Genomic DNA, 22936 nt, shown 5'->3' on the forward strand with positions numbered 1-22936 from the left:
TCGGATTCGGAATGCAAAGTAAGAAACAAGCGTCAAAAAGAAAATAAAGACCACGATGCTTACCAGATTGAACTTGAAGACCTCGAGAAGGGAGATCAAAAGACCGAAAATAACTGCAATAAAAATAACATACATAATCATGAAAATCGCGGTCAACCCTTGTTTTGCCATTGACTTGCCGATAAGAATCGGCTTCATACCGTCACTATAGACAATTTCGTGCATGCCCTGAATAACTGCTCCGGTATTTTGGACATCAAGAGTCTTCACACCCCGTGTCAAAAGAAAGAGAAGCACGGGCGGAAAAATGATGTTGATTGTGAGTGGCAAAGTCCACGATTCGCCGAGCACGAAAAATTCATAGGGCAACTCAAACGCAATAGCAATCAAGATCTTGGTCAAAAAAAGATAGATCACGGCGCGGATTCCTCGGGAGCGAATTTTCTCATTTTCTTTTTTATATATTTTCTCAAGGAAATTTTTTACATAAGCATCGAGCTCATCCTCTTTGGCGAACACTCCTTCGGAAAGCGCCCCATACTGCCGAACGATTTCCCGGATAATGAGAAAATACACCGTCTCATTTTTTAGCTTTTGAGCTATCTGCCATTGAAGCGGGCTTCGAATCGAGTGATCTATTTTTTCGACGAGAGCTTCAAATCTCTCCGCAAGCTTCGGAATCTCGTCATCGCGGATATTTTGCCACTCGGGCACGAACTTTCTCCAGAGAGAAAACATGAGCATTTGGTCGTCGGAGCCAAGAAGATTTCTCCTGCAAGCCGCATAGAGGGCTATATCCAATTCGTCCTTTTCTAAACGAATGTTCACAGTTATATGAGGCCGGACTCGTTCACAAAAAGCTTCCACCGTGAACGTGTCAATCTGATGAGCGTAGGAATCGAGATAATAATCAATTTCGGATGCGGCGAGACTGTGAATTTTCTTCCTCGACCGCGGGGAATGTTCGACGTGGCTATACAAAATCAAAAATTTATTGATGATCCGATCAATGAGCCGGCCCGTCCCTTCCGTATGATACTTCTCCGCGATGTACTGGCCCCCGACAAGCTCGGCGATGAGCGAAAGTCCCACATTCTCCCGGCTCTCAATAAATAATTTCCTACGCAAAATACGCTCGATAGCGCTTCTCCGTATAGTGTGCTCTTCTTTATAATCAACCAAATATCGGACTTTCTCGTAAAATGTGGCAGTCTTCGTAACCAGCTGATTTATCTCCAGCACCGCCTCACTCTCTCTTGCGTCTTCAGTGTTGTCCTTTATGGATGATTTTTTGATTAACTCGCTTATAGATTTTGAAAGCATATCGAAAAATCATAGCATAAACGACGTCACTTGTAACTCGGAAAATACGTAAAAATACATAGACAAAAGGCTTTATCCGTGATAGAAATGTGCCAGACCCCGTTATGAAAACCAAAATTGACCTTTCCAAACCAAACGTCGTTGCCGTCGCAACCAACGAGACGGAGCTCCGAAAAGCACAGCACTTCCGTATTACTGATGTTGACGTAGTCGAGATCAGAGCCGATGGATTCAAAAATATGGAGACTCTTGAAAAAATGGTGAAGCGATTGTCCGTCCCAATCATCCTCACGGTGCGAGACAAGAGTGAAGGAGGTTTTTCCAAAATCACCATTAAGCGTAGGAGGGAAATCTTCCGATTGCTTCTACCCCGCGCTAGTCTCATCGACATCGAACTTGCTCAAATGAATTTGTTTGCTGACGTCATCAAGGAGGCAAGAAGTCGAAAAGTGGGCATCATTGGCTCCAATCACAATCTTGTGGACATGCAGACAGAAAGCCAGTTAGTTGAGCTGTTGAAAGTTGCAACGGCTCACAAATGCGATGTCTTCAAGGTCGTTGCGGTCGCCTCGCCCAAAGATTTGGTGTATCTGTTACGATGGCTCCTTATGGCGAAAAGCTCCTCAATGAGCTCGATGAAAATGAGCCTCATGAGCATAGGGGAATTGGGGAAAGTCTCGCGATTGCTTTTCGCTCGTTTAGGCTCTGTCTTAAACTATGGGTCAATCGATGAGCCGAGAGTGAGAGGCCAATGGAAAGCGACTTGTTTCAAAAACTTATTACGCGAACTATAACGCTCCCTGCAAGCCGAAGACTGCGTCTTCGGCTTTTTATCTGCCTTTCAGAAAAAATTTTGTGCGTGATATACTGAAATGATGAAAATAGAAGAAGGCACAACATGGGATGTTGGAGTTGAAATTCCCGGCTACGAAGCTTTGGAGGGCTCAATCGAAACAGATGTCGCTATCGTGGGCGGAGGCATTACCGGCATGCTTTGCGCTTATCTTTTGACCTCAGCCGGGAAAAAAGTCGCTCTTGTTGAAAAAAATAAAATCGGTTTCGGAGCGACAGGGGTAACCACGGCATTCCTTACTCAGATGATAGATACGGACCCCTCTAAACTCGTTGCCATGTACGGCAAAGAAAAAACAAAGTTAATTTTTCAATCGCACGCCGATGCAATAAGCGCGGTTGAAAAAATTGTTGGGGAAAACAAAATTGATTGCGAATTTGCGCGATGCCCCTTCTTTGAATATGCAAGAAGTGAAAAAGAGAATGGGCATCTTAAAAAAGAAGGGAAAGTATTGCGAGATTCAGGTATTTCAGCTGAATTCAAAACGGACGGCAAACTTGGCTTCGCAAACTCGGGATACCTGGAGGTCCCGAACCAGGCAAAATTTCATCCCATGAAATATCTGTCCGCGCTTGTGGGCATTGCTTCGCAAAAGGGCGCAAAAATATACGAAAAAACCGAAGTAACTGAAATAGCCGGTGATGGGCCTTTCAGCTTGAAAACTGCGAGCGGAGATATAAAAGCGGGAAGCGTAATTGTCGCGACCTATTCTCCGTTCGATAAAAAACTATTTTTCAACAAGGGGCAGTACACATCGTATGTCATAGAGGCGGAAATAGAAGCGGGAATTTTTAAAGATGGCACGTATCTCGACGGCAAAAATCCCTACCATTATTTTAGAGTGGACCGAGGGGACGGGAAAGACAGGCTGATTGTGGGAGGAGAAGATCATCGGTCGCAGTTTGCCGTTGACGCCTCCAAAAATTATCAGGCGCTCCTTGAGTTTATTAAAAACCTTCTCGGAAACTCAAGATATACAATTGTGCGGAAATGGGAGGGACCCATTTCAGAGCCGGTTGACGGACTGGCTTTTATAGGGCCGTTAAAAAAGAAAAACATATTTTATGCCACCGGTTTTTCCGGAAACGGAATGACATATAGCGCCATCGCGGGTCGCATTATTAGCGACCAAATTTTAAATAAGACCAATCCATATTCCGAGCTCTATTCTGCCAGCCGAAAAAGTAACTTAAAAGCGATGTCGTACAAAGGAATTGATTTCACGCTCGAATTTATCCACGGGGCTCTCAAAAATTCTTTTGTTTATCGAAAAAAAGAAATCTAGCAAAACGCGACTCCGCGGTTTAATCCACGGAGTCGCGTTTTTCTTTTTCAGTTTCTATTCGTGAACCTTGGATTCGAACATTTTCATCATGTCCGCGTCCGACATGTTCATACCCGAGAGCTTGTCCGCATGGGCTTTCTTGGCGTGAGAGATCATTTTGCCCGCCGCTTCTGCTGTAGTCTCCCCAGTTGCTTCGTAGTGACATTCTGACCCTGGGTCAATATCCGTGCATGCAAGTTTTTTCATACATGTTCTCTATTGTATTGATAAATTCTTTCATCCACTTTTATCTACTTAGGATTGCTAACCTTTGGGTTGTTTACCTTGGGGTTGTTGAGCTTTGGATTATTCATAGTGTTTATCTTCTTTGGTTGATAAAACGACCACGCCTGTATTCTAGCTCCAGCAAGAAAACTTGGCAACTAGAACTGGTCTCGAAAATAATGGCGTAATAACAACAGAGAATACCACGCTTTACAAGAGGTTATTTGAGCATATTCATCCATTTCTCAAAATTTTGCCTTGCATCAGCTTTTGCTTCGCGAGATGAAATGCGATTAAACATCCAATCAAGTTTTTCTTTCACTTTTTTGTTTCCTTCTATTGGAGCTTTTTGAGTCACAAACATTTCGGCATTCGTTTCGAAAAAACTCACTGAATCAGCGTCCATGAGCGCGTTTTGTTCGGCATTCCCGCCTACTTCGTGCTTACTCACAAGTTGAACAACTTTTTTTATTGTAGATTCCGGAGCGTGTTTTTTTCGGAGAAATTCAGCAATTATTTCTGCCCCTTTTTCCTGATGATATTTGAGAAAATCAGCGTCTAAATAATTTTCGGGCGCTTTTTTACCTTCGTCGCGGAAAGCCCGTTCGATATCATGCGCATACGCCGCAATTTTATGCGCCTCGGAAAACTTTGGCGAAAATTTCTCAAACCAATATACTGTCCGCTCAAAATGGACAATCTGCTTTCCTTTGAATGCATCGTTTACAAATAAAACTACTCTGTCAAATAGGTCCATAGCCACTTTATATAATGAACTGCCCGTCTTTATAAATCACTTTCCCCTTTCCTTTCTTATCATACGCGGTAACCGTCCGTGGCGCAGTGGAAATAACATCCGTATGCACGGACGAATCGTTGTAACCCAAACGCGCCCATTCCTTTTTGGAATTTTTGCTCGGGTCGCCTTCAAAGCAATCGTGATAGGCGTTTCCAAGGGCGATGTGAGTGTTGCCATGCGGACCTCCGATATTTTCATCAAACAGCGTATTCGCCATGAATGTGTCGATTCGGGAAAATCTGCGGTCGGTCAAAGAGAACTCCCCCACTTTGTCGGCATTTCGAGTCGCAATCATTTCCTGCAAAACTTTTTCATTTTTGCGAGCGCTCGATTTCACCACTCTCCCGCCTTTAAATTCAAGCTCTATCCCTTCCACCAAAGTGCCGTAGCGATAGAGTGGTTGATTGAACCGAATCCAGCCCTCCGTTCCCCTCCAGTCGGGAGAAGTAAAAAGCTCGAAGCTCGGAATGTTCCTCCCGCTTCCTCCCATCCAAGCGCGTTTTTCTCCGAGCTTCACCCACAAATCTGCATCGGGACCGACGACGTGCAGTTTTTCAATTTTCAAATTGTTGAGTTTGACCCGATAGCTCTCCAAATCGCGATACAGTTTTTTCCATTTTGCAATCGGATCTTTGTCGTTCAGAAAACAGGCCTCAATGATTTGCTCCCAATAATCCTTGAGGGAAAGCCCTGCTTCGCGGGCCATCGCTTCCGTTCCGAAGAGCCCTATCGTCCAGGTGAATTTTCCCTTATTTTCCTTTTCATTTTTCCACTCGTGGAATGGCTTCAGGGATTCCCCTCTCATCATCATTTTTTGGGGAGGAATTCCTTCAAGCACGTGCATGTCGGTATCGCTCAACACAAAAAGCGAGTGGTCAATCTCGTCAATAAGCCCGCGAAGATATTTTGCGGGAAAAAATTTAAGCTGTTCATCGCTTGCGTGGAGATAGAAATCTCGGTCAATCATGTGCTTCATCTCATAGTCGGCGCGGTAATCGGAGATGACGTGTCCGCCCGATTTCCAGACAGCTTTTCGCAGTTCCGCATACAAGGGCTTTGTGCACTCGTACGCCATGATATGGACAACCTCGCCTTTCTGTATCCCTTTGCCTCCTCCGAGCGCAAAGTTCACCAGCACATCAGCGTATTTTTCCAAAATTTTCTGTGGGGGCGAATATTGCATATTTCTTATCTTATCCGTTTATGTACCCCGTGGCAAATTTTTAAATGCTGAAATGTTTTTGCCAAAATCTTAGTCTAGATTTTCAAGTGTTTTTTTACCGTCTTCCACATTTTTGGGTCCATAAAGATTTTACTTCCGATGTGGCCGCCTTTGGGGAGAAGGATGAGTTTGGAGTCTGTGAGTTTAGCAAACTTTACTGTCGGCTTGAAAGACACTACCCTGTCGTCTTTGGCGTGAATGAGGAGCAGTTTTTTGCCGGAAATTTCCGAAGCTTTCGCAATTGGATTGTAGAATTTTCCGGTTGAAAGTTTGTTCCAATTTTTCATGGGAAATCGGTAACCCTCGCCAAATGCCTCGCGCACAAATTTTCCCAGTTTGTTTAACGGCTCTTCCTTACTCGGACTTTTCCAATCAATCACCGGACACGAGCACACGACATACTTTACAAGCGGGTGAGAGGAAGCAAGAATAGCCGCAGGACCTCCAAAGCTCGAGCCGAAAAGATACACCTCGGGGTTTTTAATCTTGTGCTTTTTTCCGCTCCAAAAATCTTGAAATCCAGTGCGCAGTCCGAGAATTACATCTACGATATCCTCGTGTGGCGACTGCTCCAAAAACTCGCCTCCACTCTCCCAGCTACCCCGATATCGGGGCAGAAATACCCAAAAACCCTTTTTTGAAAAAAATGTCATGAGTTCCTTGTTTTTCGGCATCCCCGGCATTCCGAAGCAAAGAATAGCCACACGAGAAGAAGGCTTTTGAGGGGGCAAAAATTCGGATATGATTTCGCCCTTAAATTTTGTTCGTAAAATCATCATACACGAGTCAATATAGCAATCTTGGCGGATATTTGCCACTTTTACATTCCCTCCACATTGACTAAAATGTTTTTAAGAGTATAACTATGAAAGTTGAACACCGAAGTCACATGAACAAAAAACGCCCAATCCTGATTGTCGGATATCCTCACGTTCTAGTGGCGGTATTGATTCGAGATCGCATCGCTCCTTTTTTTCCGAAGCACAAAATCATTTGCGCTCACCACTCCGAGGGTCACTGCCACACCCGAGAGACGTTCTTCAATCTGATTATTCTTTGCCTTGAGACTGCTGCGACTTCAATCAGATTTGTTGAGACAGTAAGAATTGCTGACCATCTTTCTTCTCCCTCACCGATTATTTTGATTGCAAATGACCTCTCTCTGGGAGATTCTGGATGTTTGGGCAATAACGTTGCCCTGATAAAGACTCCGAGCATACAGGTTATAGTGCAAGCTGGGTGGAGATTGATAAGTCAAGCACTTCTTCCAAGCCGGCTTTAAGTCGGCTTTTCTTTTCACGACAGCCCCAAAATATCGAGGCGGAGCTTCATATATGAGACCTTGCCCTAGGGGTTGAGTCACGCCACCTGTCGGACGGCTGGGGGGATTGACTTTTATAGCTGTTATATGGTATAATATACACCTAATCAATAAAATCATGAAAAACAATATATTTGCAAAATTAATGATTCTCTTTCTTTTGAGCCCGGCTTTCATATTCCCGGCATTTACTGTCGCGGAAGTAAAGGACGATAGGACTCCCTATCCTTTCTACGCACAATGTTTTGACGGCATCGACAACGACCATGACGGCTTCATAGACCTAAACGACATTGACTGCCCAAAATGTTTTGACGGCATCGACAATGACCTCGACGGACTTACAGACTACGCGGACCCTGATTGTCCGAATTCTGAAAGCAACCACGAGAGCAATCTCAGTGGAGGAAGCGACCTTACCGGAAAAAGCAATTTGACTGGTGGAAGCGACCTTAGTGGAAATAGCGACCTCACCGGTTATAGTGACCTTCGCGGAAACAGCGACCTTCGTGGTGGAAGCGATCTTCGAGGCAGAAGCGACCTTCGAGGCGGTAGCAACTTGAGCGGAAGAAGCAATCTTGAAGGTAACAGCGACGTATCCGGAGGAAGCGACCTTCGTGGTGGAAGCAATCTTGCGGGAAACAGTGATTTACGAGGGGGAAGCGACCTTCGCGGACAAAGTAACCTTCGTGGAAGTAGCGATTTGCGTGGTGGAAGCGATCTTCGAGGAAGAAGCGACCTGCGCGGAAATAGTGACCTTCGTGGTGGAAGCGATCTTTCCGGATATAGCGATTTATCGGGTGGAAGCGACCTCTCTGGTTACAGTAATTTGGACGGAGGGTACGATAACTGCGGTTGCGACATGTCCTATGACTCATACGGATATGACACCTACGAATACTAAGCCGAGTATTCTTCTCACTCACATTTCAGGTCTTAACTAAATAAAAAAATGAAAACCACCGAGCGCTTACGCGCTCGGCGGTTTTCTGTTTTCACTATTTCTGCGGTGCGGGATGGGGTAATCGAAACCCCGCCTTATGCTTGGGAAGCACACGTTCTACCACTAAACCAATCCCGCGAAACTCAATTCCGATTAAGGCAGAAATTGTTTAACTGAATTGACAAGGCCTTCAAAAAATCCAACCTTCTCAACGGGAGCAGGTTTCTTTTCTTCCGTATCCACAATGATAGCCATATTTTCATTCTCCTTCGCCATTTTAAATTTCTCCCGAATTTCCTCTTCTATTCCTTCCGGCGTTTTGAGACGGGAAATTTCTCCTGAAAGCTCCTCTTGCCTTGCTTTGAGTTTTTCGAGCTCGGTTTGAGCTTGATTTTTTTTCCCCTGACTTTCACTCTGTTTCCCCCACACTTCGTACGTCGAGCGGGCGATAAAGAAAAAAAGGATGAGAAGCAAAACAATGCTTACCCGCGAATACAAAATGCTTTTCAATTTTTTCTTTTTTTTGAACTCCTTCATACAGAACAGAATACGAATCTGCGAATAAGAAACGAATGCCGCGAATAAAATCCATTCGGAAGTCCTAGCGAGTAGTCTAAAGCTTTATTTGTGGCATTTGCGTGAATCCGCCCAAATGGCCCGGTCGGACGGGTTCGTGGATTAGTATTTCCCTTGCCCTTTTAGGAATTACTGCTACCATTAGTGCATTATACTATGCTTTTTGATCGAAAACATAAAAAAAAGTTGAATTTCTTATGGGGCGTCGTCTGTGTGCTTATCATTGTAAGCATGATTGCCCTTTATACTCCCATCTTCAGATAAAAATGGATTGGTTTTAAAACGCAAATAGAGGCGAAATGGAATCCGTTTTTTCTCTACCGTATTTTCGCCCGCCCGAACGTATCATTCCCACGGGCGGGCCTGCCCGAACGTTCCATTCGGTACGGGCGGGTAGTTCGTATTATTTGTTTGCCTGGTCGGTAACTCGAGGAAATATATGCACAAGAGCAAACAAGAGACTCAAAATGACCGGCCCCGCGAGAAAGCCAATCGGCCCAAAGAAGGCCAAACCTCCAAGCACGGAGAGGAGAATGAAAAAGGGATGAATCTTAATTCCTCTTTTCAAGATTAAAGGCCCGAGAATGTTATCAATGAGACCCACGAATATCGCCCCCCAAATGGCAAGCCCAATCGCGGGTGTAAGCCCCTTGGTAAAATAGAGGAACAAGACTGCGGGCATGATCACAAGAGAGGTGCCGATTGATGGAATCATTGCAGAAAACACGGCCGCCGTCCCCCAAAGAATTGCCGAGGGGACGCCGAAAATGAGAAATCCGATGGTAGCCATGATACCTTGCGAGAGAGCGACGAGAAGCGAACCCTTAATGACCGAGTTGATTGCAACTCGCATTTTTTCTAAAATCCCTCGATCGTCTTCATCAGTGAGGGGGCTAAGGGAAATCAAGACATCTTTGAATTTTTGGCCGTCCCTTAGGAAAAAGAAAAGAGCGAATATCATGATGAAAGTGCCAACCACTATTTTAAAGGCGCTTGAAAAAAGGGCTTGGAAGTGAGTAAAAATCCATCCATATGCTTGGCCTGCATAGCTCTGAATACCCTCTACGGTGATCGGAGGAACTACACCAGCGGGAAAAATACTGTTCACATAACTTCCCGCTTGAGTAAGAAACAACAGAAGCGAGCTCCCACCCCCGCCCCGAACAAGATAGTAATATACATTGCCGACTTCATTGAAAATCAGGATGCTCATACCGGCAAAAGGAATGAGGATGACAAAGAGGACGATAAGAACCGTCACGAAACTCGAAAGAGAGTCACCCCCTTTGAATGTGAACAAAGATAATAATTTTTTGTAGACAGGGTAAAAGACGACGGCGAACACCGCAGCAAGAAAAAGAACCTTCAAAAACGGCATGAAAATAAAAAAGACTAATCCTGTTACCGCAAGAAGCAGCGCGTAAAAAAAGTTTATTTGAAGTTTTTTGCTTTGCATTGGATTTATTTTATTGATTCCTTAATTTCTTCCATTTCGTCTTTTATTTCTTGGAGAATTTCGGCATCTTTTTTTACATCTGTTTGAGTGATGTCAATTTTTTCTTTAATTTCTTTCAAAGTAGTCACGTCTGCCTTGATTTCGCTCTCTGTTTTCTCAATAAGCTTTTTTTCTTTTTTAAGCCCGGAAATAATAATGACGTCTCCTACGAAGAAAGATACGAAAAGTCCAGTTAATAAGAGGACAGTGACGCTTATAAGAATAGAAACCGGTCCGGTTAAAAAGGGAAACAAATCCGCTGTCATCCACACCCCCCGCCAAAAGAGGACGATAGCCACTCCTCCGATAAGGGTGTAGACCACGGGTCTCCGGCTCAATGCTTCCCTGACTTTGTCTTCCAGCTTATCGAAAAATTGAAGAGTCTTTTTTAGCATGCCCCTATAGTATATCCTAATCATCCCAATTTCACAAAAAACGGGCAAACGGCGTTGATATAAATTCCAAAACCTTCTGATGCCACCCTCTCATCTTCCATAGGTCCGCGGTGAGCTCTCGAGTTTGTGCCAAATCACGCTCGAAGTGGCCCCGAATTTCTTCAGAGAATTTTCCGTCCTCGGAGACAATATTCGCTTCATAATTGAAAAAGAGGCTGTAGTTATCCAGATTCATGCTCCCGATTGTTGCCCAATTGTCATCTATGACGATAGACTTCGAATGGAGCATAGTAGTATAGAGCCATATCCGAATTTTGGAACGGAATGCCTTATTAAAATGAAAATGCGATGCCCAGTCAACAAACGGATGGTCCGAATTTTTCGGCACGAGAATTCTCACATCAACTCCGCGCCTCGCCGCATGTCGCAAAGCCCTAAAGAGCCTAGTGTCCGGAATAAAGTAGGGAGTTGTAATGTAGACATATCGCTTCGCGCTCCTGATTGCCGAGACGATTCTTCGGTAGATGTGACGCTCCCGATTGTGCGGAGCATTGGTAACAAACGCAAATCCATCTTTAGTCGCAATGGACGCGGGAAAAGGGGTGAATTTTTCGGCAATAGTTATTTTCCACATCCTCTCAAAATTATTCTCCATTTCTTTGACAATATCCCCCGTAATTTCCAGATGAGTATCCCTCCAGCCAAACATTGAGTCAGCGATGCCCACTCCGCCGACAAATCCTATTTTCCCGTCAACGGTGAGGAGCTTGCGGTGGTCGCGAAAAAACCAAAGTCTCAAATTGTGCAAACGGAGCGGGCTGATTTTGTTGTAAAATTCTATTTCCACGCCCTCCTTTTCCATTTTCTCCGAAAGAGCCGAATTATAAAAAGCGTAGCTACCTCCCGAGTCAATGAGAAGCCGGACTTTTATTCCTTGCTTTGATTTACGAATGAACATCTCGGCAAATTGAGAGCCGATGGCGTCGGGAAGAAAAATAAATTGCTCGAAATCAATCCGGCGTGTCGCTCTCTCGCACGCCTCGCTCATTGCCTTCCACGCGTCTTCGGCGCAAAGATAAAAATGCCACTTAGTTACTGGGGTGATATCTGGCTTTTTCCCTTCAATATTAGTTAGAGTATTTCCTATCATAGTCTGTAGGCATTATTGTAACGTGTAACATGTAACTTGTAACGTAAGAAAAGAATGGTGGGATTATTCAAAAATTTTCCTCAAGTCTTACATTCTGCTATACTTAACTTCATGGAACCCAGAAAACAAGCCGAGCGACTGACAAAATTCACAATATACGCTTTTGTGGCTTTTATTTTGGTTCTTACTATTCTTGTTATAACCGGTGCAACAACCTTTCAGAAAGCGTCACCTCTTGTATTAATAGGATTGGTACTATTGATAATTGTGTGGGCTCTATTTATTCCGTTAATTTCAAAAAGTTCTCGTCAGGAATTGGACACTCAAACTAAAATATTGACTGATTACGGCAGATTGAGGACTTTTATCACTTGGTTGCTATTACCCGTTGCACTAATATTTGTTTACAGAAGCTCTGGGTTAAAAATGACGGTCATTGTGGGAGTCATACTCATCATAGGTTGGCTAATTGCAAAAATAATCCGAAAAAAACTGACTTAGAGTATACAGCGCGAAAATTCCTTGAAAAACGTCGGTGGATACATTCTATTTTTTTAAAATATCTCTCTTGAAGTGTTTCAGGTACGCGACAATAATGAAACTGATTATTACCATTAGGAACCATGAGGTGACTTTATTGGCCGATACCACCTTCCACACGTGGATTTGATCGGGGTATTTCCAGGCCCCGAGATAGGTGGAAATATTTTCGGCAATCCAGATAAAGAAAGCGATAAGAATGAAGGAAAGGGAAAGAGATATTTTCCTTTCCTCTTTAATAACTGTGAAATGCACTTTTATCCCGGAAAAGAAAATGAAAACCGCCGGGATTAAAAACCAGCGGATATCATACACAAAATGATTGGTGAAAAAATTGACATAAATGAGAACGCAAAGAACCACGCTCCATCCGTATTTTGTGTAGTTAACAAGCTTCAACTTAAAAATTTTATATGCCTGGCTTATATAACTGCCGATTGCGGCGTACATAAACCCGCTATAGAGAGGAACGGTCGCTATTTTGAAATAGCCAAATTCAGGATAACTCCACGAGCCAATGCTTGGATTAGTTTTATAGAGTTCTAAAACCAAGCCAATTATATGAAAAAGAAAAATAACTTTTACCTCGTCTTTTGTTTCCAACTTTGTTAGATACAGAATGAGCTGGATGAGAAGAGCCGCGAGAAACAAAAAATCATACCGAGGGAGGCCGAAAAGCGGAATGTGGTTAGAAAGAAAAAGTACAACAAAAAAAGACCCGGCAAAAATACAGCTTCTGGCCTGCTTGAGTCCGAATATCAGAAATTCTTTGAGAAAATGTGGGAGACTGTTCATACTTCGAAGCATTGTTATCTGCAACGTATTACATGTAACGCAAGAAAGACGCAAAAGTTCTCTTAGACAACAGAGCGAGGCATTTCTTTTGGAGAACATTCGCAGGCGCATTTGCATGGTTTTGTGTTCTGACACAAAAAATGCGCCGAGGACGAAGAAAGGAAACTGCTGGGTTTCCTTTCTGATTCTCCAAAAGAACATACCGAGCGTCAATCTAACTTCATCAATCTTCCTTTCACTTTCACTAGCGCAAACATGCGGTAGAAAAACCAGAGAATGACGACGAGGTAAACCGCGTTCGCTCCGAAGGCAAGCAGAAGGTCACGAATTGGAAGAACGCCGGTGGCGGCAACAGTTCTCATGCCTTCAAAAACATAGGTAGATGGGAGAAGATACGCCACATGCTGAAGATAAATCGGAAGAGCGGAAACAGGATAAAAGACCGCGCTAAAGGGCTGAATGAGAATAATAAAACCGAAAGCAAGAATCTGCGCCGCCGTTCCGTAGCGCAAAATGACCGCAGTCGTAAAGAGTCCAAGACTGAAACCAAAAATAAGAAGATTCAGAGCGAAAGGAATAAGATAAAATCCAAACTGAAATATATTGAAATGGTATAGAAAAAAAGCAAGAATTCCCATGACGACGCTGATGACTGCCATCTTGATGATGGCAATGAGAGCCGTGGCGGATAAAAATTCGCTGATGCGAAGAGGCGAAACGAAAATATTGAGAAAGTTTTTATCCCAAACATCCTCGAGAAATGACACCGAGACGGCTTTTTGAGCCTGATTCAGCAAGTCCCAAAAAATAATCGCGCCCAAAAGAATGGTTACTATATTTACGCCTGTAAAATTGAGCTTTTGCAGATACATACTTAAAAATCCCCACACAAAAAGCTCGAGCACTGGCCAGAAAAAAATATCCATAATGCGCGGAAAACTCCTCTGAAAGAGGTAGAGATGGCGCATGAGAAGGGCATTTATGCGATGAAATTTCATAAGTGTTTAAATTCGAAATTCGAAGCACGAAATTCGAAAAAATTCTAAACTATTATTTTCAAACATTTTTTAAATTAGCTATTTTTCGGATTTCGAATTTCGGATTTCGTACTTTCTCTGGCTATTGCCAAAAAAACATCATTCAAATCCTTTCGACCATATTTTGCCACCAGCTCTTTCGGCGTCCCCTGGTCTTCGAGCTTGCCGTGATTGATAAATATAACCCTCTCGCAAATCTCCTCAACTTCCGCCATGTTGTGCGAAGTGTAGAGAATTGAAACTCCTTTTTCTCTCTGGATGCGAAGAAGCATTTGCCTCGTCTTGTCCGCGATGTCGGGGTCCAAGGAAGAAGTCGGCTCGTCCAAAAGCAGGAGCTTTGGGTCGTTTAAAAGGGCTTTCGTGAGATTGAGGCGGGTGAGCTGGCCAGTGGAGAGCGCGGAGGTCATCTTCGGGAGGAACTCGCGGATTTCGAAGAAATCTGAAAGTTCTTCGATTTTCTGATTGATATTTTTTACTCCATAGAGCCGAGCAAACGTCTTCAAATTCTCCCACACCTTCAAACTTCCCGGCAACGCCACATAGGGCGACGAAAAATTGACCTTGCTTAAAATTTCTTCCCTGTAATGCTTCATGTCTAGACCAAAAATGCTGATTGTCCCGGACGTGGGCGTTACCAGGTCCAAAAGCATCTGAATGGTCGTCGTCTTCCCTGCCCCGTTCGGACCCAAAAGACCCGTAATTTTCCCCTCCTCAATCGAAAAAGACAGGCCGTCTACCGCCCGTGTGTCTCCAAAATCTTTGACTAAATTTTTAACTTCGATAATCGGCATTGGTACAGAATACTATACCAACTGAAAATTTCCAATTTTTTTCATCTCTCCCCTATACTTATTTTTTTCCGCTTCCTCCACAGCGCCAAAATAGAGTTTGACCTAGACTTCGCTAGCCCTTGTGGTGAGGAGCGTTTATCATCCCACATTGTTTGTATTTGTAGATGTTTCCTGTTGCGGGATTAATAGCTCCGCACGGGCACGGGTCGTTTCTCCCCGGAGCATTTTGAGATACAATCGGCTTTGATTTCGGAGCCTCGCCTTCGCCACCATTGTCCGAAATAAGTTTCATTTTTTTCTGGGTTTCTATAAGCTCTGCTTCTTCTTTTAGAAAGGCGTGGGCGCCGATATTCGGAAGCATTTCAAGAATCTGGCGATTTATGCCCTCCTGCATGTCCTTAAAAAGTTTCAAGCCCTCCTTTTTGTATTCAACTAAAGGGTCTCTCTGGCCGTATGCGCGAAGATTCACTGACCCGCGCATGTAGTCCATCATTTCCAAGTGCTCCACCCAAAACATGTCGATGGTCTGTAAAAAGAGCCTCCGGACGGCGCTATAAAATTCCGACTCCCCCACGAGTTTCATCCGCTCCTCGATTTTTTTCTTCATTTCTTCGACATCTCCTACCAAATCCTCTACTTCGATTTTAAGCTCAATAATGTCTCCAGTCAGAATATTTTTTCTTCTCTCGTACACGGCTTTTCGCTGGATGTTCAGCACATCGTCGAATTCCAAAACATTTTTTCGTGAATCGAAATGAAATCCTTCTATCTTAGTCTGGGCAGTTTCAAGCGAGCGAGTAATAATTCTGTTTTCTATCGGCTCATCTTCCGCAACTCCGAGCTTCCCCATCATTTTTTTCATCATATCCGATGCAAACACCCGCATCAAGCTGTCCTCAAGAGACACGAAAAATTGCGTTTCGCCCGGGTCCCCTTGTCTTCCCGACCTCCCCCGAAGCTGATTGTCTATTCTGCGCGCTTCATGCCTTTCAGTTCCCAGCACGAATAGTCCGCCCTGGCCTTTCACTTTTTCATACTCTTCCGAGGTTGCAGGATTGCCACCGAGCTTGATGTCCACTCCTCGGCCCGCGATGTTCGTGGCAACAGTTACACCCCTAAATTTCCCCGCCTGCGCAATGAGCTCTCCTTCCCGCTCGTGATTTTTGGCGTTCAAAAGCTCGTGCTTCACACCTTCCCGCGACAAATACTCGCTCAACATTTCATTTTTTTCAATAGAAACTGTCCCAATCAAAATCGGCTGACCCTTCTCGTTCAGCTCCTTTACTTTTTTCGCGATTGCCTTGAATTTCCCTCTCTCGGTCTGGAAAATCAGGTCGTTGTGGTCGGCTCGCTGAATCATGACATTGGTGGGCACGGCCACGGTGTCGAGCCCGTACACTTTGTAAAATTCTTCCTTGCTCGTCACGGCAGTTCCGGTCATGCCGGCAAGCTTCCCGTAGAGACGAAAATAATTTTGAAATGTAATGGAGGCGTAGGTGCGAGATTCTTTCTGCACCGACACTCCTTCTTTCGCCTCTATTGCCTGATGCAATCCTTCGGACCAACGTCTGCCCGGCTGGAGACGACCAGTAAATTCGTCCACAATAATAATCTCGCCATCTTTGACAACGTATTCTTTATTCAGTTCAAAAAGCGCTTTCGCCCGAACGGCAGTTTCCAAGTGATGAACATACTTGATGCCTTTTTCGGTATAAATATTGCCCACGCCCAAAATGTTCTCCGCTTTCTCGATTCCCGCATCCGTCAAAGTGATGGCTTTAAATTTTTCGTCCACGGTAAAGTCCTCATCCTTTTTCATTTTCTCGGCTACCTTTGAAAACTGGGCATAGAGATTTTCTGATTCGGACGTCGGCGCTGAAATAATGAGAGGCGTCCTGGCTTCATCAATCAGAATCGAGTCGATTTCGTCGACGATTGCGTAGTGGTAATCTCTTTGTCGCAGATTTTTTTGGTCGTATTCGATATTGTCGCGCAGGTAATCGAAGCCGTACTCGTTGTTGGTGCCGTAGGTGATATCCGCTTCATACGCTTCTCGTCTCGTGCACGGCCTCAAAAATTCATGCACCACGTGGAAAGAACCCAACTGGTCGCGTTCTTTGTCCAGTGTATCATTCCCAGATTTTTCTTCCGTTCTATTCTCGGTTTTTTCTGATTCATGATTCATGATTCTTGAATCTTGAATCTGCCTATGCGCCGGGTCATATAAAAACGAAGACTCATGATTAATGACTCCAACACTTAATCCCAAAAAGTCGTATATCTGCCCCATCCACACCGCGTCTCTCCGAGAGAGGTAATCATTGACAGTAATAATGTGCACCCCTTTTCCTTCGAGAGCATTCAAATACGCGGGCAACGTCGCGACAAGTGTTTTCCCTTCTCCCGTTCGCATCTCCGCAATACCTCTATTGTGCAGAATCATTCCTCCAAGAAGCTGGACGTCAAAATGCCTCTGACCAAGTGTTCGTATCGAGGCCTCCCTGACCAGGGCAAATGCTTCCGGCAGAATGTCTTCCAGCGTTTCTCCTTTTTGGATTCGTTCTTTGAACTTCGCCGTCTTTTCCTTAAATTCCTCGTCTTTTAGAGCTTTCACTTCCGGCTCAAGGGCATTGATTGTTTCTGCACTCGGCCTGTGTTTTTTCAATGTTTTTTCGTTGTGGTCTCCCAAAAGCGTCTTCAAAAATTTCATTTTGTCATGGTAACATAAAAAATAAAAATCCGCTCGTACTTTGCCTAGAGCTAAGCTCTAAGAAGTCTGTCGAGCAGATTTTTATTTTGAGAACCACTTGGTTCTCAACGCTCGAAGACTCACTGCTTTCCTCCACGGTAACTCCCGTTTCCCCGACCCCTTTCCCCCTTCCTTCACTCATCTTCGCAGAAAGAACGAAAATGAGTGAAGGAAGACATGGTCGCTCAAAGGCAGGACTAATGCGAACTTATTCGCTCCTGCTCAAAAAATACCAGAAAAAAACAGCCTGTCTTTTTAGACTAAGCTGTTTGAGTTCCCGCAATGCCAAACTACCCGAAAAAGTCTCGGACGATTTGGCTAATGTCCGGACCTTTGGACTTGCAGGTGACCACCGACCAATCTTTTCGAATAGCCGCTTCGACCATAGGCAACCGTGATTGGGGAAACTCATGCTGTAGATACAGCCAAAAGAGTCTCGAAAGAATTTCAAACTCACTCTTCAAAGGCACGATCGCATTGGCGAATTGTTCCTTACCCTTTTTGGTAGTTGGTTTCCCTTCTTTCGTCAAGCTTCCAATTTGAGCTATGACATCTTGCCGCCTCGAATAGAAGGCTCTTGCTTTCGGACTTTGTAAAGTCCCAATGACTGTCTCGTTGTCCTCGACAACAGTAATGGGAGCGTTTGGCGAATCGCATTTTCCGCTCATGACTTCTTCAAGCCACACTGCAAGCTCGGTAGAGGGAGGTGTGTTCATTTTTTGTTTGTTCTTTCTGACCGCTGTATAGTGTTGACAAATTTTTCTTCAAGTATAGTAAATGATATGCAACAATAGTCAACGGAAAAATTACTCTCTTTCAAGCAGAGTGCCTTCCACAAATTCATACAGAACTGTTTTAGGAGTGCTTGCGCAACACAGGGGCTCTCCGGAATCATGGGTAAGAAGATGGAGCTCAATCAATCCGTTTTTAATCTCGATTGATTCCACCTTGACGCGGTCACCCAAATCTTTCGCTGTTACAAAAATAGGATTCTCTTCGTCATTCCTGAATATAGCGAGCTTTACAAAATATCCCGTGCCTCCATACCTTTCTCCCAAAATGACCCCCGCGTCTCTCGCCCCATCCGTGTCCACATCTCCAAGAGCAATGTTTTTCTTATCAATCGTCACCGCAAAATTGCTGTCCGGATAACGCGAGGATGTCGGGCATTTTTTGAGCGTTTCTTCCGATGATGAATCTGGTCCACACGGGCCGTTTTTGAAATAGTGCACGCCGTTTGAAAATTCATATAATTCGTTCGGGTTTAGGCGATGAGAGCCGTTTATGATTTTATCGATAAACTGCTCATCTTTCGGGCTTAGTGCCTGAACAATCTGCGCGGGCGTTTTTTCTGATTCGTCCGCGATGCTCAACTGCAGGGCGTCAATTTTCGAGACAATTTCATCTGCCCCCGGCCGAGTAACGTAGCCCAAATAAATGCCGGTGCATGCTAGAGCAAAAATGGCCACACAAACGGCTAGAATCCTCACTTTGTCTTTATTCATGAGCCCATAGTACCTTTTTGGAAAATATATTACAAAACAAGCGAATTAAGGTATGATGTCCAAATGGAAAAAAAACATATTCATGTTGTCGGCATTGCGGGAGTAGCGACAAGCGCAATCGCTATTGCGCTTACAAATGTCGGATGGAAAGTCACCGGAAGCGATAAAGGTTTTTTTCCTCCTGTCTCCGACGCGCTCGAAAAAGCGAGCATCCCTTTCTATGCCGGCTGGCACCCCGAAAAAATGACTCAAAATGGCACTCCGGATATGGTCATGATCGGCGGAAGCGGAAAAAGCTCGAAGAATCCCGAAATGATTTTTGCAAGAGAGCATAACATTCCAATTTTCTCGTATCCTGAAATCATCGAAAAATATTTTCTACGCGCAAATTCGCTTGTCTGCGCCGGCACATGGGGAAAAACAACAACAAGCGCCCTCCTCTCATTCATCTTCGAAGAAGCGGGAAAAAATCCGACCTACATGTTTGGAGGTCTCTCTCGTTCTCAAAATGAATCGGCAAAATTGTCCGAGGGCGATTGGAGCATCCTCGAGGGCGATGAATACACGGGCTCGCAGACAGACAATGTGGCGAAATTTCTCCACTACCATCCTACTCACCTTCTCATGACATCAATTTTCTGGGACCATGCGGATGTGTATTCGACTCCAGAATTATATTTCAGGGCATTCGAGAAACTGATTGAAAAAATGGGGAAAAAAAGCGTCATCGTCGCATGCAGAGATGACCTCAAGGCCACGGAAATCTGCCAAAAAGCGGAAGGAGCTAAAATAATAACGTATGGGAAATCCGATGGCGACTACCGGTATACAGATGTGAAATCAGGCAAAGAGGGAATCTCTTTCGTCATAGAAATGGGCGGGGAAAAATTCGCTATCCGCTCCCCGATGCTCGGAGCTTTTCAGGCAGAGAATATTAGCGGAGCATTTGCGATGGCTCTTCTGTGTGGAATCAACCGGGACACAATAGTCGTGTCCATTGCGAATTTCAAGGGGCTCAAACGTCGAATCGAAAAAAGATATGGGGGAGAGATAACGGTAATAGACGACATCGCCCATTCTCCGCAAAAGGCAAAAGCCGTTTTGAGCACGCTCAAAGAAATATATTCGGGAAATATTTATGCTGTCTTTGAACCAAACCAAGGAGGGCGTGAGCGTTCCTCTTTGCCACAATATGCTCACGCTTTCAAAGATGCCTACGAAATCATTATCCCGAAATTAAGCTCAATCAAATCCAAAATCGACTCTTCGAAAGCTTTCAATTTGCCGTTACAAGGTAGTGAACTGGCGAAAATTATTTCCCAAACTCATCCGAAAAGCACCTACATCGAAAGCGACGATAAACTTGTAAAGCATCTCAAAGAGACAGCGAGACCCGGAGATTGCATTGTCTTTCTCGGCTCTCACAGTTTCCGAGGGATGATAGTGGAATTGATAGGGCAGATTCAAGAATCATGATTCGTGATTCAAGAAAAGAAGACATAAAAAAACCTTATAGGGGGTAGTCTCCTGACAAGATTTGTCATCGAGTAACCGAAATTGAAGGGGAAATCTCCCCCGTCGAACTTGCGGTAATCCTTCCGTTCGCATCTTTTGATATAACATACGCAGTATTATAGTTGGAACCGCTCACAAAGGAGCCCTCCGTCGGGTCATAGGGAATTTCAGAGATATAGTCGGGCACGATGCAGTGACGGAAATCAACTCCTGTGGAAGTGTCGGATGTAATAATTTTTGGCGAGTTCGGAATTGTTGTAACCGTTCCGTTACATTTAAATTGCCCTTTATTTTCGGCTATGTTCTGACCGACTGCATTTAAAATCGCGTTCACGTTCGCTGTCCTCTGCGAATCGCGAGCAAGTTTGAATTGCCTCCCGGGATTGACCGCTATCAAAACCACTCCCGCTAGAACTGCAATAATCCCAATGACGACAAGAATTTCGATTAATGTAAAACCAGATGATTTTCTCTCCCTATATTTTCTTTTCATAAAAAATCGTTAGTGAATAATGGTTCGAAAAAACTACCGATAACAGTATCACACCCGATTTTTATTGCATAGGACAGGACAAAATATCAAGGTCGGGCCTTGATGGAGGCCTACTTGCTGGAGGCCTAGTTCCTATAAAAAAACGGCCACCATTTCTGATTGCCGTTTGACCTCGAAGAGCGTTATCGAATTTTAATCGACCCGTAAGCTATGCTCATCTTTCTCGTCGTTCCAAAGAACTTCTGGATTGACTTTTCGACCAGGTTACCATCGCCAGTCGCCGATCCTTTAAGAACAAAAAGATTGTCATCCTCGTCGACGAAACCAGTTCCGCTTTCTCCTGAATTGGACGCGTATTCCAAAACAGAATATTGAACACCTTTTCCGTCGCGGAGACTCATCGCAGTTCCGAGTACCCTGACTTTTTCGTCGCTTACGAGCGATGTAAGGATTATTGTTTGGTCAATCCGATGCAATTCCATCGGAGACGTCCTTAAATCAAGCGTTTCCTCGGAGAAGCAACGGATGGTTTTCGCCTGACCCGCTTTGAGCACGATGATGTCTGGCGATTGTCCTCCCACATCTGCAATCTGCGAGCCGGTATTTAGTATGCTCTCAATGCCGTGAGTAGCGTCAGTCTCATACGGTCGGAGCTTTCTCACAGCAAATATCTGGTCTCCCAGTTTTTTGCCGAACAAATGCTCCGCGGTTATGACTTGAATGCCATGGCTTCCCGCAAACAGTGACCCGCTTCCGGCAAACGTCCCAGTTTCTCCACCGAGAACTCGGTAGATGAGAACCGGCGTGAATCTGCTTTTGAGCGGGTCCTTTGAGACCTTACGGATAATGTATTCCTCATCATCCTCAACGCCGGTAGCATTCTGCGGCGATGTCGTAAAAGTGGTTTTCACCCACGCAACCAACAAAACCAGTCCGAATGAAGCGACAAATATCGCGATTCTAACTCTTAGCCCCAAGTGCCTTGAGTTTTCTCTCGCCAAAGGCTTAGTCGGTAAACTCTTTTTGTTTTTCAAATGAACCTCCTGTGTAAAATTGTTTTTTTGCAAGAGCGTGAGCTCTTTGACTACGGTTCTTTAAATCACTTTTTTTACTGTACCACATCTATACACATATTGCAAGTTCACTGTTCTCACTCGCATTGAAAAAATCGAGGTGGGGGCTTTGAGGCAGCCGAGAAAACCGCCATATGTGGATGCACATTACCTATAACCATTACTGACCATTGACAAACTGCTGTCCTCGTGCTAATCTATTTTTAGTGTCATATGACAGTGTCCTCAAAGCTCACTTATGAACTTTGAGTAGTGCAGGCAAAAAAAGGAGAGAAACAAAAACGACAAGCGGAAACCTATGAAAAAAAGTGAAATTATCGAATCGGTTGCCTATTCGGATGTACCCGAGAGCGCTCAACTGAAAGAACACACGGTGCCTGAACTGGGGTTCACAGTGTCAAAGTTCTCCGCAAGTGATCCTGCCGGTTCGTCGGGAATACATATCATCCTTGCGCTTATTTTACACGAACATCTGACGAAAAACCTCGCCAACCTGCCGGAGGAACCGGACGCGCAGATGTTCCGTCGCCTGCACGAGGTAATCTTGGAGTTCCACCAACAACAGATTACGGCGATGACAATCCCCGAACTTGAAGTACAGGTTGTGGAAACCCACAAGAAAATGATCGTGCGTTTGCAAATAATCTGCAGGGGGCTCGCGATAACCTACGAGCAACCCGAAGATCCCCTGCTCGCTTGAACGACTTCACCAACCCGCCCGAATCAGGAGTCACCCCTCGATTCGCTGGCGGGTTTTTTTATATATAATTTTCCACAAATATCATTATCAAGGTCGGGCCTTGCTGGAAGAA

General features: G+C 44.5%; 24 protein-coding genes and 1 tRNA gene. 7 read left to right on the forward strand and 18 right to left on the reverse strand.

The annotated features are described in order from the left end of the window. Positions 1-1323 (reverse strand): hypothetical protein (locus tag ABI430_04195; GenBank protein ID MEO8638072.1); only part of this gene is annotated, 1323 nt, incomplete at its 3' end. Positions 1324-1427: 104 nt separating this feature from the next. Here ABI430_04195 and ABI430_04200 point away from each other — a divergent pair. Then, positions 1428-2117, forward strand: a complete 690-nt coding sequence (locus ABI430_04200; GenBank protein MEO8638073.1) for a type I 3-dehydroquinate dehydratase — start codon at positions 1428-1430, stop codon at positions 2115-2117. An 81-nt stretch (positions 2118-2198) separates the two neighbouring features. Then, positions 2199-3461, forward strand: coding sequence for an FAD-dependent oxidoreductase (locus ABI430_04205; GenBank protein MEO8638074.1), 1263 nt, complete (start codon positions 2199-2201; stop codon positions 3459-3461). A 54-nt stretch (positions 3462-3515) separates the two neighbouring features. Here ABI430_04205 and ABI430_04210 read toward each other — a convergent pair whose 3' ends face one another. The 4 genes from ABI430_04210 to ABI430_04225 all read right to left on the reverse strand — a co-directional run bounded on the left by ABI430_04210 (position 3516) and on the right by ABI430_04225 (position 6525). Next, positions 3516-3707: a DUF1059 domain-containing protein gene (locus tag ABI430_04210; protein ID MEO8638075.1), complete on the reverse strand. Its 192-nt coding sequence runs from the start codon at positions 3705-3707 to the stop codon at positions 3516-3518. A 238-nt stretch (positions 3708-3945) separates the two neighbouring features. Beyond that, positions 3946-4482, reverse strand: coding sequence for a DUF4202 family protein (locus ABI430_04215; protein ID MEO8638076.1), 537 nt, complete (start codon positions 4480-4482; stop codon positions 3946-3948). A 7-nt stretch (positions 4483-4489) separates the two neighbouring features. Then, positions 4490-5707, reverse strand: coding sequence for an aminopeptidase (locus tag ABI430_04220; protein ID MEO8638077.1), 1218 nt, complete (start codon positions 5705-5707; stop codon positions 4490-4492). A gap of 74 nt (positions 5708-5781) precedes the next feature. Continuing rightward, the gene (locus tag ABI430_04225; GenBank protein MEO8638078.1) at positions 5782-6525 is read right to left on the reverse strand and encodes a prolyl oligopeptidase family serine peptidase; all 744 of its coding nucleotides are present in this window, start codon (positions 6523-6525) and stop codon (positions 5782-5784) included. A gap of 110 nt (positions 6526-6635) precedes the next feature. Here ABI430_04225 and ABI430_04230 point away from each other — a divergent pair, with 110 nt between their 5' ends. Together ABI430_04230 and ABI430_04235 are read left to right on the forward strand one after the other, a co-directional pair. Continuing rightward, a complete protein-coding gene (locus ABI430_04230) occupies positions 6636-7028 on the forward strand; it encodes a hypothetical protein (protein ID MEO8638079.1) in 393 nt (130 codons plus the stop codon). A 157-nt stretch (positions 7029-7185) separates the two neighbouring features. Next, entirely contained in the window at positions 7186-7971 is a 786-nt protein-coding gene (locus tag ABI430_04235) for a hypothetical protein (protein ID MEO8638080.1), read from the forward strand. A gap of 106 nt (positions 7972-8077) precedes the next feature. Here the strand turns inward: ABI430_04235 and ABI430_04240 are convergent. The 5 genes from ABI430_04240 to ABI430_04260 all read right to left on the reverse strand — a co-directional run bounded on the left by ABI430_04240 (position 8078) and on the right by ABI430_04260 (position 11626). Then, positions 8078-8148 (reverse strand) — tRNA-Gly (locus tag ABI430_04240). A gap of 15 nt (positions 8149-8163) precedes the next feature. Further along, positions 8164-8547, reverse strand: coding sequence for a septum formation initiator family protein (locus tag ABI430_04245; GenBank protein ID MEO8638081.1), 384 nt, complete (start codon positions 8545-8547; stop codon positions 8164-8166). A gap of 442 nt (positions 8548-8989) precedes the next feature. Next, positions 8990-10042: an AI-2E family transporter gene (locus ABI430_04250; protein MEO8638082.1), complete on the reverse strand. Its 1053-nt coding sequence runs from the start codon at positions 10040-10042 to the stop codon at positions 8990-8992. A 5-nt stretch (positions 10043-10047) separates the two neighbouring features. After that, positions 10048-10476, reverse strand: coding sequence for a hypothetical protein (locus tag ABI430_04255; GenBank protein MEO8638083.1), 429 nt, complete (start codon positions 10474-10476; stop codon positions 10048-10050). Positions 10477-10507: 31 nt separating this feature from the next. Then, the gene (locus ABI430_04260; GenBank protein MEO8638084.1) at positions 10508-11626 is read right to left on the reverse strand and encodes a phospholipase D-like domain-containing protein; all 1119 of its coding nucleotides are present in this window, start codon (positions 11624-11626) and stop codon (positions 10508-10510) included. Positions 11627-11737: 111 nt separating this feature from the next. Here ABI430_04260 and ABI430_04265 point away from each other — a divergent pair, with 111 nt between their 5' ends. Continuing rightward, positions 11738-12127: a hypothetical protein gene (locus ABI430_04265; GenBank protein ID MEO8638085.1), complete on the forward strand. Its 390-nt coding sequence runs from the start codon at positions 11738-11740 to the stop codon at positions 12125-12127. 45 nt (positions 12128-12172) lie between these two features. On the opposite strand, the gene ABI430_04270 is transcribed toward ABI430_04265, so the two are convergent. The 6 genes from ABI430_04270 to ABI430_04295 all read right to left on the reverse strand — a co-directional run bounded on the left by ABI430_04270 (position 12173) and on the right by ABI430_04295 (position 19043). Continuing rightward, positions 12173-12961, reverse strand: coding sequence for a DUF817 domain-containing protein (locus tag ABI430_04270; GenBank protein ID MEO8638086.1), 789 nt, complete (start codon positions 12959-12961; stop codon positions 12173-12175). 209 nt (positions 12962-13170) lie between these two features. Beyond that, complete coding sequence (locus tag ABI430_04275) at positions 13171-13959, reverse strand: ABC transporter permease (protein ID MEO8638087.1); 789 nt, start codon at positions 13957-13959, stop codon at positions 13171-13173. A gap of 74 nt (positions 13960-14033) precedes the next feature. Beyond that, positions 14034-14789, reverse strand: a complete 756-nt coding sequence (locus ABI430_04280; protein ID MEO8638088.1) for an ABC transporter ATP-binding protein — start codon at positions 14787-14789, stop codon at positions 14034-14036. Between the two features lie 112 nt (positions 14790-14901). Then, on the reverse strand, positions 14902-17499 hold the full coding sequence (secA, locus tag ABI430_04285) for a preprotein translocase subunit SecA (protein ID MEO8638089.1): 2598 nt from the start codon (positions 17497-17499) through the stop codon (positions 14902-14904). Positions 17500-17828: 329 nt separating this feature from the next. After that, positions 17829-18254, reverse strand: coding sequence for a hypothetical protein (locus tag ABI430_04290; GenBank protein ID MEO8638090.1), 426 nt, complete (start codon positions 18252-18254; stop codon positions 17829-17831). 90 nt (positions 18255-18344) lie between these two features. Continuing rightward, complete coding sequence (locus ABI430_04295; GenBank protein ID MEO8638091.1) at positions 18345-19043, reverse strand: hypothetical protein; 699 nt, start codon at positions 19041-19043, stop codon at positions 18345-18347. 63 nt (positions 19044-19106) lie between these two features. Between ABI430_04295 and ABI430_04300 the strand changes: the two genes are divergently transcribed. Continuing rightward, the gene (locus ABI430_04300) at positions 19107-20519 is read left to right on the forward strand and encodes a Mur ligase family protein (GenBank protein MEO8638092.1); all 1413 of its coding nucleotides are present in this window, start codon (positions 19107-19109) and stop codon (positions 20517-20519) included. A 64-nt stretch (positions 20520-20583) separates the two neighbouring features. Here the strand turns inward: ABI430_04300 and ABI430_04305 are convergent, their stop codons facing one another. Both ABI430_04305 and ABI430_04310 read right to left on the reverse strand, forming a co-directional pair. After that, entirely contained in the window at positions 20584-21051 is a 468-nt protein-coding gene (locus ABI430_04305; protein ID MEO8638093.1) for a type II secretion system protein, read from the reverse strand. Between the two features lie 182 nt (positions 21052-21233). Continuing rightward, positions 21234-22118, reverse strand: coding sequence for a hypothetical protein (locus ABI430_04310; protein ID MEO8638094.1), 885 nt, complete (start codon positions 22116-22118; stop codon positions 21234-21236). Between the two features lie 304 nt (positions 22119-22422). Here ABI430_04310 and ABI430_04315 point away from each other — a divergent pair, with 304 nt between their 5' ends. Continuing rightward, complete coding sequence (locus ABI430_04315; protein ID MEO8638095.1) at positions 22423-22824, forward strand: hypothetical protein; 402 nt, start codon at positions 22423-22425, stop codon at positions 22822-22824. Positions 22825-22936 lie beyond the last annotated feature (112 nt).

Source organism: Candidatus Taylorbacteria bacterium (assembly GCA_039934295.1).
In the GTDB taxonomy this organism is placed as follows: Bacteria; Patescibacteriota; Minisyncoccia; order Phycocordibacterales; family HO2-43-120; genus HO2-43-120.